We start from the raw sequence: 13,604 nt of genomic DNA, 5'->3' as shown, positions 1-13,604 counted from the left end.
GGCCGGTGACTCCCCGTGACGCCGCTCCGATGACGATGGGTCTGTCGTCAGTGCAGTGGTGGCGGTTGGGAACGATGTTCGCCGTCATCGCCGGGCTGCACCTGATCGGTTGGGCGACGCTGCTGTTGGTCGTGGAGCCGGCCCATTTGACGCTGGGCGGCAAGGCTTTCGGGATCGGCATCGGCCTCACCGCATACACCCTTGGCTTGCGGCACGCCTTCGACGCCGACCATATCGCGGCAATCGACAACACCACCCGCAAGCTGATGGACGACGGGCAACGACCACTTGCCGTCGGATTCTTCTTTTCGCTGGGCCATTCCACCGTGGTGTTCGCACTGGCCCTGCTGCTGGCGTTCGGGTTGCGGGCCGTTGTCGGACCGGTGCAGCAGGACGACTCGCAGCTGCGCCACTACACGGGTCTGATCGGCACCAGCGTCTCGGGGCTGTTCCTCTATCTGATCGCGATCCTCAATGTCCTCGTGCTGATCGGCGTCATGCGGGTCTTCATCAAATTGCGTCAGGGCGTATTCAGCGAAGCCGAACTCGAGCGGCAGCTGGACAACCGGGGATTGATCAACCGTTTTCTCGGCCGCTTCACCAGATCGATCGGGAAGTCCTGGCACATGTACCCGGTAGGCATTCTGTTCGGCCTGGGTTTCGACACCGCCACCGAGATCGCCCTGTTGGTGCTGGCCGGCACCACCGCGGCGTCCGGGCTGCCCTGGTACGCCATCCTGTGCCTGCCGGTGCTTTTCGCCGCGGGAATGTGCTTGCTAGACACCGTGGACGGCTCTTTCATGAACTTCGCGTACGGGTGGGCGTTCTCCAATCCGGTGCGAAAGATCTACTACAACATCGCGATCACCGGCCTGTCTGTGGTAGTCGCGTTGCTGATCGGCACCGTGGAGTTGCTCGGCCTGTTCGCCGAGCAGCTCCATTGGCAGGGCCCGTTCTGGGATTGGCTGGCGGGTCTGGACCTCAACACGATCGGCTTCGTCGTGGTGGGAATGTTCGTGGCCGCCTGGGCGCTGGCCCTGCTGGTGTGGCGCTACGGTCGTATTGAGGAAAAGTGGACTTCGGCCGCCGCTGCCGAATCGCCATGACCGTCTCGTGAAAGGTGCTCGCAATGGGCAGATTCCACCGCCACGACGATGGGACCGTGCACAGCCATGAGCACGACCACGGCGACCACAGCCACTACGACACCGGTGCGCAGCGCGCCGAGGTGCTAGAGGAGATCTTCACCGAAAACGACGTGCGGGCGGACTTCAATCGTGCCGCTTTCGACAACAACGGGATTCGGGCGCTGAACCTGATGAGCTCACCGGGATCGGGCAAGACGACCGTGCTGCAGGCGACGCTGGACGAGCTCGCCGGGGAACTCGCCATCGGTGTGATCGAGGGTGACATCGCGACCGACCTGGATGCCGCCAAACTCAGTGGGCGCGGCGCCCAGGTGTCACTGCTGAACACCAGCAACGGTTTCGGCGGCGAGTGCCACCTCGACGCGCCGATGGTCAACCGGGCCCTGCCCGGCTTGGACCTGCCGAACCTGGATCTGGTGATCATCGAGAACGTCGGCAACCTGGTATGCCCGGCGGAGTTCGACGTCGGCGAACACGCCAAGGCGATGGTCTATTCGGTCACCGAGGGCGAAGACAAACCGCTGAAGTACCCGGTCATGTTCCGTGCCGTCGATCTGGTTCTGCTCAACAAGATAGATCTGGTGCCCTATCTGGATGTCGACGTCGACGCCTACATCGCACACGTCCGCCAGGTGAACCCGGCCGCCACGGTGCTGCCGATCAGCGCCCGCACCGGCACCGGAATGACCGCCTGGTTCGGCTGGTTACGACGATTCGCCGACGGCACCGTGACCGCGTGACTTCGTGCCACACTGACGTCGTGCCCAACTCAATATGCGAGGTGCTGCCCAGCACGGCCGCGTTGCTGGGCGTACCAGGCGCCGACGACACGCTGGGCCTGTGGGCGTCGATCGGTGCCGTCGACCGGGTGGCGGTGGTGCTCGTCGACGGAATGGGCTGGCACCTGTTGCCGGAGCTGGCCGGTGACGCGCCGCTGCTCGCGTCCGTGGTGGCCGGCGACGTGGGCCGCTTGCGCCGGTTGTGCTGCACTTTCCCGTCCACCACGCCGACCAGCCTGGCGTCCCTGGGTACCGGCGCCCAGCCCGGTGAACACGGCATCCTGGGCTTCACGCTTAACATCCCCGGCACCGACCGCGTGCTCAGCCACATCCGTTGGCGCGACGAACCCCCGCCTGAGCAGTGGCAGCCCGTTCCCACGTGGTTCGAGCGGACGGCACGCGCCGGGGTCGGCGCGCGTGCGGTACTGCCGGAGTGGTTCATCGGCAGCGGGCTGACCGAGGCTGCCTATCGCGGCGCGTATTTCGTACCCGTCCGATCCGACGACGACTACGCCCAACAGATGATCGACGAGCTACGTGCCGCGCCGGGCCTGGTGTACGGCTACACCGCAGACCTGGACACCGCGGCGCATGTCTTCGGTGTGGGATCCATCGAATGGCACGAGGCGGCTGCTCGGGTCGACGCGCTGCTGAGCAGGCTGGTCGAGGCGATGCCGGCCGGCGCCGCACTGCTGGTGACCGCCGACCACGGCGGCCTCAATGTGCCGCCGGACGCGCGCATCGACCTGGACGCCGACCCACGGTTGCGCGCGGGCATCCGAGTGGTCGCCGGTGAACCGCGAGTTCGGTATCTGCACACCGAGCCCGGTGCGACAGCCGACGTCCTGTCGGCGTGGCGCGAAATCCTCGCCGGTCGGGCCGACGTGCTGGCCCGCGACGAGGCCGTTGCTTCAGGTCTGTTCGGTCCGATGGATCCCCGGCACCTCGCCCGGATCGGTGACGTCGTGGTGGTCTGCACGAGCGATTCCGCGGTGTTGGCTACCGCACACGAACCGCCGGAGACGGCCCGCCTCGTCGGCTTTCACGGCGCCGGCACCCCGGCCGAAATGGCGATCCCGCTGATAGAGCTGCTCTAGCAGCAACCCGTTCTAGAGCGGGGTCACGTAGGCGGAACTGATGCCGCCGTCGACCAGGAACGTCGACGCGGTGATGAAGGATGCGTCATCGCTGGCCAAAAACGCCACCGCTGCGGCGATTTCGTCAGGATCGGCGAACCGGCCCAACGGCACGTGCACCAGACGCCGCGCCGCGCGCTCGGGGTCCTTGGCGAACAACTCCTGCAACAGCGGCGTGTTGACCGGCCCCGGACAAAGCGCATTGACGCGGATGCCCTGCCGGGCGAACTGCACACCGAGCTCCCGCGACATGGCCAGCACACCGCCCTTGGACGCGGTGTAGGAGATCTGCGACGTCGCCGAGCCCAGTACCGCCACGAACGATGCCGTGTTGACGATCGACCCACGTCCCGCCGACACCATGTGCCGCAACGCCGCCCGGCAGCACAGATACACCGACTTCAGGTTGACGTCCTGCACGTGCTGCCAGGCCGCCAGTTCGGTGTTCTCGATCAGGTCGTCCTCGGGCGGCGAGATCCCGGCGTTGTTGAATGCGATGTCGACCGAACCGCAGGTGCCGGCCGCGGAGTCGAAAAGTTTGTTCACCGAGTCCTCGTCGGAAACATCCACCGGGACAAACAGACCGGAGAGTTGTTCGGCCGCCGCGCCGCCGGAATCGGCGTCGATGTCACCGATGACCACCGTCGCGCCCTCGGCGTGCATGCGCCGCGCCGCGGCCAGGCCGATACCGCTGCCGCCGCCGGTGATCACCGCCACCCGGCCCGCCAGCCGCTGAGTCAGGTCAACTGCAACCACTAGGCCTCCCCTTCGAAGTCGTTGACGGCAATGAACACATTCTTGGTCTCGGTGAAATGCAAGGGCGCGTCCGGGCCGAGCTCACGACCCAGACCCGACTGCTTGAATCCACCGAACGGGGTGCTGTAGCGCACCGAGGAGTGCGAATTCACCGACAGATTGCCGGCTTCCACCGCCCGGGACACCCGCAGTGCCCGGGACAGGTCATTGGTCCAGATCGAGCCGGACAGGCCGTATTCGGTGTGGTTTGCCAGCTCGATAGCATCGCCCTCGTCGTCGAACGGCAACACCGTCACGACCGGCCCGAAGATCTCCTCGGTCACACTGCGATCGGTGCGCTGCGGGGTGAGAACGGTTGGCGGAAACCAGAACCCGGGACCGGTCGGTGCGCTGCCCCGAAACGCCACCGGTGTGCCCTCGGGCACGTAGGAGGCCACCTTCTCCCAGTGCGGGCGGGAAACCAGGGGGCCCATCTCCGTATCGCGTGACGCCGGGTCGCCGACCACGACGCTTTTGACTGCCGGTTCGAGCAATTCCATGAACCGGTCATAAACGCTGCGTTGCACCAGGATTCGGCTGCGGGAACAGCAGTCCTGGCCAGCGTTGTCGAAGACCCCGCCAGGCGCGGTCGCGGCCGCGCGCGCCAGATCACAGTCGGCGAACACGATGTTGGCGCTCTTGCCGCCCAGTTCCAGGGTCACCCGCTTCACTTGCGCCGCAGCGCCGGCCATCACCTTCTTGCCGACTTCGGTGGACCCGGTGAACACCACCTTGCGGACGTCGGGATGGGTGACCAACCGCTCCCCCACCACCGATCCCCGGCCGGGCAGTACCTGCAACAGGTCCGGGTCCAACCCGGCTTCGACGGCCAGCTCGCCGAGCCGGATGGTGGTCAGCGGTGTCCATTCGGCCGGCTTGACCAGCACCGCGTTGCCGGCGGCCAGCGCCGGGGCGATCCCCCACATCGCGATCACCATCGGGAAGTTCCACGGCGTGATCACCCCGACCACGCCCATCGGCTCGTTGAAGGTGACGTCGATTCCGCCGGCGACCGGAATCTGCTTGCCGGACAGACGTTCTGGGCTTGCCGCGTAATACTGCAGCACGTCGCGGACGTTGCCGGCCTCCCATTTGGCCGAGCCGATCGGATGGCCGGAGTTGGCCACTTCCAGCGCCGCGAGTTCGTCGACGTGGGCGTCGACGACAGCGGCGAAGGCGCGCAGGGCGCCGGCCCACTCGGCCGGCGCCAGCCGTGCCCAGCGGCGCTGTGCCGACTTCGCCCGCGCCACCGCCTCGTCGACGCCCGCCACGTCGACGTGTTCGACCGTCCGCAGCATCTCCTCGGTGGCGGGATTGATCAGTTCGGTGGCGGTCATCGGTGTGCGTGCGATCGCGCGGCGTCGATCAGGGCGGTGAACAGCCGCAGGTCGTCCAGCGACTTCTCCGGATGCCATTGCACCGCAAGCACAAAGGTGTCCCCGGGCAGCTCCACCGCCTCGACCACCCCGTCGGCGTCCCAGGCGCCGACCACCAAGCCGTCGCCGACCCTGTCGATGGCCTGGTGGTGATAGCACGGCACATCGGCGGTGTCGCCGAGCAACGCGGACACCCGGGTGCCCGAAACGGTGCGCACGGGCAGCCTGCTGAACACGCCGTTGCCGGCGCGATGCCCGGAATGGCCGATCACCTCGGGCAGGTCCTGGTGCAGGGTGCCGCCGAACGCGACATTGAGCAGCTGCGCGCCGCGGCAGATGCCCAGGACGGGTAGCCGCCGCTGCACCGCGGCGCGCAACAGCGCGAACTCCCACGCGTCGCGGTCGCCGCGGGGCCGGTCGGTGGTGGGGTGGGGTTGCTGTCCGTAAGCGCCGGGGTCCAGGTCGTATCCGCCGGTGATCACCAGCGCGTCCAGGCTGTTCAGCACCCGCTCGACAGTGTCGGTGGTGACCGGTTGCGGCGGCAGCAACACCGGAATGCCGCCGGCCAGCATCACGCCCTCAAAGTAGTCGGCGGGCAGGTAGGCCGCCGGAATGTCCCAGACCCCGGTCCGAATCTGCTCGAGGTACATCGTCAAACCGACGACGACGCTGCTAGAGGCGTTCAAAACCGCGAATCCTCTCCCAATCGGTGACCGCGGCGTTGAACGCCGTCAGTTCCACGCGCGCGTTGTTCAGGTAGTGGGCGACCACATCGTCGCCGAAGGCGGCGCGGGCCAGCTCCGACGTCCCGAACACCTGGGCGGCCTCGGCCAGCGTGGTCGGCAACCGCTCGACATCGCCGGCCTGGTAGGCGTTACCGGCGTAGGGCTCACCGGGCTCCAGTCCTTGTTCAACACCGTACAGACCGCCGGCGATCACCGCCGCCACCGCCAAGTACTGGTTGACATCGCCGCCGGGCACCCGGCACTCGACCCGGATGCTGCTTCCGTGTCCGACCACCCGCAACGCACAGGTCCGGTTGTCCAGACCCCACGCAACCGCAGTGGGAGCAAAGCTACCGTCGGCAAATCGCTTGTAGGAGTTGATGTTCGGCGCGAAGAACAGCGTCAGTTCCCGCAAACCGGCCAGCAGACCGGCGACGAAGCTGCCGAAGGTGGCCGACATGCCGTGCGGCTCGTCGGCGTCGGCGAACACCGCCGTGCCCTCGGCATCCCGCAACGACAGATGGATATGACAGCTATTGCCTTCGCGCTCATCGTATTTCGCCATGAAGGTCAAGCTCTTGCCGTGCTGATCGGCGATCTCCTTGGCGCCGTTCTTGTAGATGGCGTGGTTGTCGCAGGTGATCAGCGCTTCGTCGTAGCGGAAACCGATCTCCTGCTGGCCGTTGTTGCATTCGCCCTTGATGGCTTCGACGCGCAGGCCCGCACCCTGCATGCCCAGCCGGATGGCACGCAGCAGGGGCTCCATCCGCGACGACGCCATGATCGCGTAGTCGATGTTGTAGTCGCTGGCCGGCGTGAGGTCGCGGTAACCGCTGGCCCATGCCTGGCGATAGGACTGGTCGAACACGATGAACTCGAGCTCGGTGGCGACATCGGCCGTCAGCCCCCGTTCTTGCAAGCGGTCCAGCTGGCGGCGCAAAATGGCGCGCGGCGAGACCGCGACCGGGCTGCCGTCGGCCCAGGACAAATCGGCGATCACCAGCGCGGTGCCCGGCTGCCAGGGAATGCGGCGCAGCGTGCTCAGATCGGGCGTCATCACCATGTCGCCGTAGCCGGTTTCCCAGTTCGACATCGCATAGCCGGCCACTGTGTTCACGTCGACGTCCACGGCCAGCAGGTAGCTGCAGCACTCGGCGCCATGGGCGGCCACCTGCTCGACGAAGAACGCGCCGGATACCCGCTTGCCCACCAGGCGGCCCTGCATATCGGTGAACGCCACCACCACGGTGTCGACCTCGCCGGCCGCGACCAGGTGTTCCAGGTCGGCCCGCGAGAGCAGTCCAGTCATGACTGTCGTTACCAGCCGCTGGTGCGCAGCACGATTTCGGTGGCCAGCTGCGCCGTCGACTCGTGTGCATTGCGGCGTCCGAGCAGATCAACCACCCGGTAGTCACCGAAGACGAACCGCTGGCCCTCCCGGGCCGCCTCCCGGGCGGCCGGCGAACTCACCAGGACCGTGGTCGCGATCTCTACCGGCGGGCAGCTGTCGTCCCGAATCGCGCCGGCCGCATCGGGCACCCGCGGATGCGCGCGGTCAATGGCGACCAGCCCGGCGAACCGACCCAATTTGGTGGCCGCCAGTTTCCAGGCCAGATCCGCGCTGGCTCGGTCGCCCACCACCACCGCCCAGGAGATACCCAGCGAGTCAAGCAGGCCGATGACCGATTTGGCCGTGAGGCGGGGGTCTGCGCCGATGACGACGGTGCGCAATGACGCGTTGTGCAGTCGTTGGCAGAGGGCGTCGTACGCGCCGGGCGGGCGTTGGTCGGCGGCCAGCAGGACGACGACGGTGCCGTTTTCGGGACCGGACACCGCCACCGGAACGGCGAATCCTTCGAGCGTCGTCATCAAGTTGGGCACTCCCGAAAAGTTACCGGCAATTTGGCTCGCGTGCGCGGTTCACTTCGGTAATCACGTCCAAGTTTCCCACCGCCGGAGCGATTGACCGCCACGTCGACACCAAGAATTGCCTCTGAATCCGCTGCCGTCACGAACTCCGGCGACGCGAAAACAGGGGACGCTTAGGGCGTGGTGAGGATTTCGGCGCCGGTGTCGGTGACCAGAAGCGTGTGTTCGAACTGGGCGGTCCACTTGCGGTCCCGGGTGACCACTGTCCAGCCGTCGTCCCAGATCTCGTAGTCCAGCCCACCCAGATTGATCATCGGCTCGATGGTGAAGGTCATGCCGGGCTGGATGATGGTCTCAACGGCGGGCTGGTCGTAGTGCAGAACCACCAGACCATTGTGGAACGTGGTACCGATGCCATGGCCGGTGAAATCGCGAACGACGTTGTAGCCGAACCGGTTTGCGTAAGCCTCGATGACTCGGCCGATCACCGACAACGCGCGTCCCGGCTTGACGGCCTTGATGGCACGCATGGTGGCCTCGTGGGTGCGTTCGACCAGCAGCCGGTGCTCCTCGGACACGTCGCCGGCCAGGAAGGTCGCGTTGGTGTCGCCGTGCACGCCGTTGATGTAGGCGGTGACGTCGATGTTGACGATGTCGCCGTCTTCGATCACGGTCGAGTCGGGGATCCCGTGGCAGATGACCTCATTGACCGACGTGCAGCAGGACTTGGGAAAACCCTTGTAGCCCAGCGTCGACGGGTACGCGCCGTTGTCGACCATGTACTCGTGCGCGATCCGGTCGAGTTGGTCGGTGGTGACGCCGGGTGCGACGGCCTTGCCGGCTTCCTGCAGGGCGCGGGCCGCGATGCGGCCGGCCACCCGCATCTTCTCGATGACCTCGGGCTCCTGCACCCATGGCTCGCTACCCTCTTTGGCGGTCGGCTTGCCGACGTATTCGGGGCGCGCGATCCACTTGGGCACCGGCAGCGTCGGGGACAGCACGCCGGGAGATAGCGCGGTACGAGCAGGCATGGCAGACAGCTTAGCGATTCGGGCTGCTTAAGCGCGTGCCGCTGCGTTGCCGAGACTGAAATCCGGCAGGGCCGCACTCGCACTTTCGCTGCAGATTTTCAGTGTCGATCAACGCCCGCGCTCACAACCTGGGGCGGCGCAGCAGCGCGCGGCGCGGACCACGGATGATCACCGAGCCGAACACCAGCTGGCCGGTCAGGATCACGTGCGGGTTGCCCTCGGCCGGCGGGTCTTTGCGACGGTCACTCGCGCTGCCCACATAGGCCTCGACGTCGTCGATCGAAGCACTGGCACCCTCGGGCAACCGCAGATCCAGTGAGCCGAACTTCATGTCGATCTCGATGACCACAACCGGTCCGGCGAACCTCGCCTTGGTCAGGTCCAGGTCGATGTTGCCGAATCGCCGCACCAGCGACAGCCGGGTGGGCACCGTCCATTCGCCGTGCCGCTTGAGGGAGCCCGCCCAGCCGCGCAGTTCCACCCGGTCGGTCGCGGAGGTGACGATCGCACCCGGCCCGGGCAGGTCGCTGACCAAGCCGTCCAGCTCGTCGCGGGTCCGCGCGAAGGAAACCCCGCGCGAGCGCTGCTCGAACTCGTCGATGTCGATCAACCCGAGCGCCAGGGCGTTGTTCAGACGCCGCATGGTCCCGTTACGGTCGGCGTCCGACACCCGCATCGACACCATGTCCCCGCCGGACTCAGTCATCGCGGCCCCGGAAGCTCACCCTCGCAACTTACCGCGAGCTGGCGTCCGGGTCCGCGTCAAGCCAGGTAGCCGGGGGGCAGGGAGTCGAACATCACTTTGGTCATCCGCACCGCGTATTCCGAGCTGCCGCCCCCGACGATGAGCGCCGCGAACGCCAAGTCGCCCCGGTACCCGGCGAACCAGGAATGCGATCCGCCGGCGAACTCGGCCTCCCCCGTCTTGCCGTACACCTCGCCGCAGCCGGCGATGTCCTTGGCGGTGCCGTTGGTGACCACCAGCCGCATCATCGGGCGCAGCGCCTCGACCATTTTCGGGCTGATCGGAGTGTTATCGCCGGCGACCGCGGTCGGCCGGCCGACGATCAGTTGTGGCACCGGGGTTTTGCCGGCGGCGACCGTGGCCGCCACCAGCGCCATGCCGAACGGGCTGGCCAGGACGCGGCCCTGGCCGAAGCCGTCCTCGGTGCGCTCGGTCAGATCCACGGTCGGCGGTACCGAGCCGGTCACCGTGGTGATGCCCTCGACCTGATAGTCCAACCCGATGCCGTAGCGGCTGGCGGCCTGGGTGAGGCCGCGCGGCGGCAACTTGCTGCTGAGCTCGGCGAAGGTGGTGTTGCAGGAGCTGGCGAACGCCCGGGATAACGGCACCACGCCCAGGTCGAAGCCGCCGTAGTTCGGGATGGTGCGGTGGCCGATGTCGAGGTGGCCGGGGCAGCCCAGCATTGTGTTGGGGGTGGCCATGTCCCGCTCGACGGCAGCGCCGGCGGTGACCATCTTGAACGTCGACCCGGGCGGGTAGAGACCGGTGGTGGCCAGCAGGCCCTCGGCGTTGGCGCCGGCGTTCTGCGCAACCGCCAGGATCTCCCCGGTCGACGGCTTGATCACTACCAGCATCGCTTTGCCGCCCCGGGTGTCGACCGCATGCTGGGCAGCGTCCTGCACGGCTCGGTCCAGCGTGATCGATACCGACGGCGCCGGTGAGCCCTCGACCTCGTGCAGGACGGCGACGTCGACACCGTTCTGATTGGTACTGACGATCCGCCAACCGGCCTGGCCGTCGAGCTGGTCGACCACCGCCTTCTTTACTTCCGCCATGACCGCCGGCGCGAAGTGCGGGTCGGTGGGCAGCAGTTCGGCCTGCGGGGTGATCACCACGCCGGGCAGTGTGCCGATCGCCGGGAAGACCTTGTTGCTGTCGTCGGGCAGCAGCGTCACCAGATCGACCGGCTTGGTCGTCGAGCTGGCCATTTCGGCGAGGAGCTGCGGATCGTTCAGGGTGTCGTTGAACGGCCTCAGCGCGTCCACGACGGCATGTGCCGTCCCGATCAGCGCGGGTCCGGCCTGGCTGGCGTCCAGCGCGTAGTGGTAGATGTAGCCCGGCGCCAGCACGTCGGAGCCGCCTAGCTCGTTCACCGAGGCCCGCCGCGGCTGGTCGGCGCGCAGCGCGAACGTCTGGTGTTCACCCAGCTTGGGGTGCAGCCCGGTGGTGGCCCACCGGACCTGCCAGTGTCCCTCGTCGCGGGCCATCTTCAGCTGGCCGTCGTAGGTCCAGGTCCGGTTCTTCGGCAGGTGCCAGGTGAAGCGGTAGGCGACGGTGCCGGTGTCCTCCGCATACTTGGAACTCAGCACCTGCGCGTCAAGATGGGTGGCCTGCAGGCCGGCCCAGGCGGCGTTGAGCGCTTCGCGGGCGTCGTTGGGGCTGTCGCTGACCTGGGCGGCCGTCGCCGTGTCGCCGACGGACAGCGCCGACAGGAACCTCTCGGCGGCCGGACCGGGACCCTCGGGCTTGGGAGTGCAGCCTGGCAGCGCGATCACCGCGACCAGCATCAAGCCTGTGACAGACGAGGCCAGAGTTGTTCTAGTTACCATCGTTACTGATGTTATGAACAGATGCCGTCACCGCATCGCCGACACACCGAGATCGAACCGTGACGCGCGCTAGTCCAACAGCTAGTCCAGCAGGACCGTGGCGAAAGTCCCGACTTCCTTGAATCCCACGCGAGCGTAGGCGGCGCGGGCCACCGTGTTGAAGTCGTTGACGTAAAGGCTGGCGATCCGTCCGCTGCCGACGATGACCGCGGCCAGCGTCGCGGTGCCGGCCGTGCCGATGCCCAGCCCGCGCCGCTCCGGGTGCACCCACACCCCTTGGATCTGCCCGACGGACGGCGACTGCGAGCCCACTTCGGCCTTGAAGACCACCTGGCCGTGTTCGAAACGGGCCCAGGCCCGCCCGGCCGCGATGAGGCTCGCCACGCGGCGGCGGTAACCCCGCCCGCCGTCACCGACCCGCGGGTCGACGCCGACTTCGCCGATAAACATGTCCACGGCAGCCACCAGGTAGGCGTCGAGTTCCTCGGGGCGCACCTGGCGCACCTCGGTGTCCAGCGCACAGCTGGGGTGGGTGTTGAGCGCCATCAGCGGTTGGTGGTCACGCACGTCCCGCGCCGGCCCCCAGGCGGGCTCCAGCCGCTGCCACATGGGCAGCACGAGGTCGGCCCGGCCGACCAACGACGAACAGCGGCGCGCCGTGCTTTTGGCCTCGTCGGCGAACGCTCTCAGGTCGATCAGGTTGCCGCGCAACGGAATCAGGTTCGCGCCGGCGAAGCACAGCGACTCCTCGGCGCCGCGAACAGTCCAGAGTTCGCCGCCGATCGAATTGGGTTCGACACCGTAGTCAGCGACGCGCGCGGCGACCATGCACGATTCGACGGGGTTGTCGCCCAGCACCTTCCACACGGTGGCGGCGTCACGCACCACCGACACCCGTCGCTCGCCGACAAGGCGCAGGATGGGCGGAGCCGACATCGGGAAACTCTCTGTGGTGCGAACCGAGGGCCAGTGAGCTTTGGCCCTATCAGCTTACGGTCACAATAGGCGAACCGCTTGTTGCCGTCCCGGGATCCGTTTCGGATTGCTCACCCATTTGCTCGGCGAGCCGCATGGCTTCCTCGATCAGCGTCTCGACGATCTGCGCCTCGGGCACGGTCTTGATCACTTCGCCCTTGACGAAGATCTGGCCCTTGCCGTTGCCCGAGGCGACGCCGAGGTCGGCCTCGCGCGCCTCGCCGGGGCCATTGACGACGCAACCCATCACGGCCACCCGCAACGGAACGTCCAGGCCGTCCAGGCCGGCGGTGACTTCGTTGGCCAGCGTGTACACGTCCACCTGGGCGCGCCCACAAGACGGGCACGACACGATCTCCAGCGACCGCGGCCGTAGGTTGAGCGACTCCAGGATCTGGGTGCCGACCTTCACTTCCTCGACCGGAGGTGCGGACAGCGACACCCGGATGGTGTCGCCGATCCCCCGCGACAGCAACGCACCGAACGCGACGGCGGACTTGATGGTGCCCTGGAAAGCCGGGCCGGCCTCGGTGACGCCGAGGTGCAGCGGGTAGTCGCACTGCGCGGCCAGTTGCTCATATGCGGCGACCATGACCACGGGGTCGTTGTGCTTGACGCTGATCTTGATGTTGCCGAAGCCGTGCTCCTCGAAGAGCGAGGCTTCCCACAAAGCCGACTCGACCAGCGCTTCCGGGGTGGCCTTGCCGTACTTCTGCATGAACCGCTTGTCCAGGGAGCCGGCGTTGACGCCGATGCGGATGGGGATGCCCGCGGCGCCGGCGGCCTTGGCGACTTCGCCGACCCGGCCGTCGAATTCCTTGATGTTGCCGGGGTTGACGCGGACCGCGGCGCACCCGGCGTCGATGGCGGCGAAGATGTACTTCGGCTGGAAGTGGATGTCGGCGATGACGGGGATCTGGCTGTGCCGGGCGATCTCACCGAGCGCGTCGGCGTCCTCCTGCCGGGGGCAGGCCACTCTGACAATGTCACAACCCGCCGCGGTCAATTCCGCGATCTGCTGCAGGGTCGAGTTGACGTCATGCGTCTTGGTGGTGCACATCGATTGCACCGAAATCGGGTAGTCGCTGCCCACCCCGACGTCGCGAACCATCAGCTGACGGGTGGTGCGCCGAGGGGCCAGCGTGGGCGCCGGAGATTGCGGCATGCCCAGGCCAACGGTCACTTGTGTTCGCCTT

The 13,604-nt window shown here is 67.2% G+C and carries 13 protein-coding genes; 3 read left to right on the top strand and 10 right to left on the bottom strand.

The annotated features are described in order from the left end of the window. Positions 1-29: 29 nt before the first annotated feature. The 3 genes from nicT to A5645_RS09615 are packed head-to-tail and all read left to right on the top strand — an operon-like array spanning position 30 to position 3,024. Positions 30-1,106 carry a Nickel transporter NicT gene (gene nicT / locus A5645_RS09625; protein WP_065129337.1) on the top strand — a complete coding sequence of 359 codons (1,077 nt, stop codon included), beginning with the start codon at positions 30-32 and terminating at the stop codon, positions 1,104-1,106. A gap of 23 nt (positions 1,107-1,129) precedes the next feature. Further along, on the top strand, positions 1,130-1,888 hold the full coding sequence (gene hypB, locus A5645_RS09620; RefSeq protein WP_065034350.1) for a hydrogenase nickel incorporation protein HypB: 759 nt from the start codon (positions 1,130-1,132) through the stop codon (positions 1,886-1,888). Between the two features lie 20 nt (positions 1,889-1,908). Then, positions 1,909-3,024: an alkaline phosphatase family protein gene (locus tag A5645_RS09615; protein WP_065129379.1), complete on the top strand. Its 1,116-nt coding sequence runs from the start codon at positions 1,909-1,911 to the stop codon at positions 3,022-3,024. A gap of 12 nt (positions 3,025-3,036) precedes the next feature. On the opposite strand, the gene A5645_RS09610 is transcribed toward A5645_RS09615, so the two are convergent. The 10 genes from A5645_RS09610 to ispG form a co-directional block, all read right to left on the bottom strand. Then, complete coding sequence (locus A5645_RS09610; RefSeq protein ID WP_065034351.1) at positions 3,037-3,819, bottom strand: 3-oxoacyl-ACP reductase; 783 nt, start codon at positions 3,817-3,819, stop codon at positions 3,037-3,039. Then, positions 3,819-5,195, bottom strand: coding sequence for an aldehyde dehydrogenase family protein (locus A5645_RS09605; RefSeq protein ID WP_065129336.1), 1,377 nt, complete (start codon positions 5,193-5,195; stop codon positions 3,819-3,821). The genes A5645_RS09610 and A5645_RS09605 overlap by 1 nt, the downstream gene beginning before the upstream one ends. After that, the gene (locus A5645_RS09600) at positions 5,192-5,941 is read right to left on the bottom strand and encodes a gamma-glutamyl-gamma-aminobutyrate hydrolase family protein (RefSeq protein ID WP_301336986.1); all 750 of its coding nucleotides are present in this window, start codon (positions 5,939-5,941) and stop codon (positions 5,192-5,194) included. The genes A5645_RS09605 and A5645_RS09600 overlap by 4 nt, the downstream gene beginning before the upstream one ends. Then, the gene (locus A5645_RS09595) at positions 5,907-7,268 is read right to left on the bottom strand and encodes a glutamine synthetase family protein (protein ID WP_065034354.1); all 1,362 of its coding nucleotides are present in this window, start codon (positions 7,266-7,268) and stop codon (positions 5,907-5,909) included. The genes A5645_RS09600 and A5645_RS09595 overlap by 35 nt, the downstream gene beginning before the upstream one ends. Positions 7,269-7,276: 8 nt before the next feature. Beyond that, complete coding sequence (locus tag A5645_RS09590; protein WP_065034399.1) at positions 7,277-7,828, bottom strand: alpha/beta hydrolase; 552 nt, start codon at positions 7,826-7,828, stop codon at positions 7,277-7,279. 173 nt (positions 7,829-8,001) lie between these two features. Beyond that, complete coding sequence (gene map / locus A5645_RS09585) at positions 8,002-8,859, bottom strand: type I methionyl aminopeptidase (protein ID WP_065034355.1); 858 nt, start codon at positions 8,857-8,859, stop codon at positions 8,002-8,004. 121 nt (positions 8,860-8,980) lie between these two features. Then, positions 8,981-9,565 (bottom strand): DUF1707 SHOCT-like domain-containing protein, encoded by a 585-nt coding sequence (locus A5645_RS09580; RefSeq protein ID WP_065034356.1) that lies wholly within the window; start codon positions 9,563-9,565, stop codon positions 8,981-8,983. Positions 9,566-9,621: 56 nt separating this feature from the next. Continuing rightward, positions 9,622-11,433: a penicillin-binding transpeptidase domain-containing protein gene (locus A5645_RS09575; RefSeq protein WP_065034357.1), complete on the bottom strand. Its 1,812-nt coding sequence runs from the start codon at positions 11,431-11,433 to the stop codon at positions 9,622-9,624. Positions 11,434-11,514: 81 nt separating this feature from the next. Continuing rightward, positions 11,515-12,369, bottom strand: coding sequence for a GNAT family N-acetyltransferase (locus A5645_RS09570; protein WP_065034358.1), 855 nt, complete (start codon positions 12,367-12,369; stop codon positions 11,515-11,517). A gap of 49 nt (positions 12,370-12,418) precedes the next feature. Beyond that, positions 12,419-13,591: a flavodoxin-dependent (E)-4-hydroxy-3-methylbut-2-enyl-diphosphate synthase gene (gene ispG / locus A5645_RS09565; RefSeq protein WP_065034359.1), complete on the bottom strand. Its 1,173-nt coding sequence runs from the start codon at positions 13,589-13,591 to the stop codon at positions 12,419-12,421. Positions 13,592-13,604: the final 13 nt, after the last annotated feature.

This window comes from Mycobacterium asiaticum (genome assembly GCF_001673635.1).
Taxonomy (GTDB): Bacteria; Actinomycetota; Actinomycetes; order Mycobacteriales; family Mycobacteriaceae; genus Mycobacterium; species Mycobacterium asiaticum_C.
This window is presented reverse-complemented; position numbering and strand designations above follow the sequence as displayed.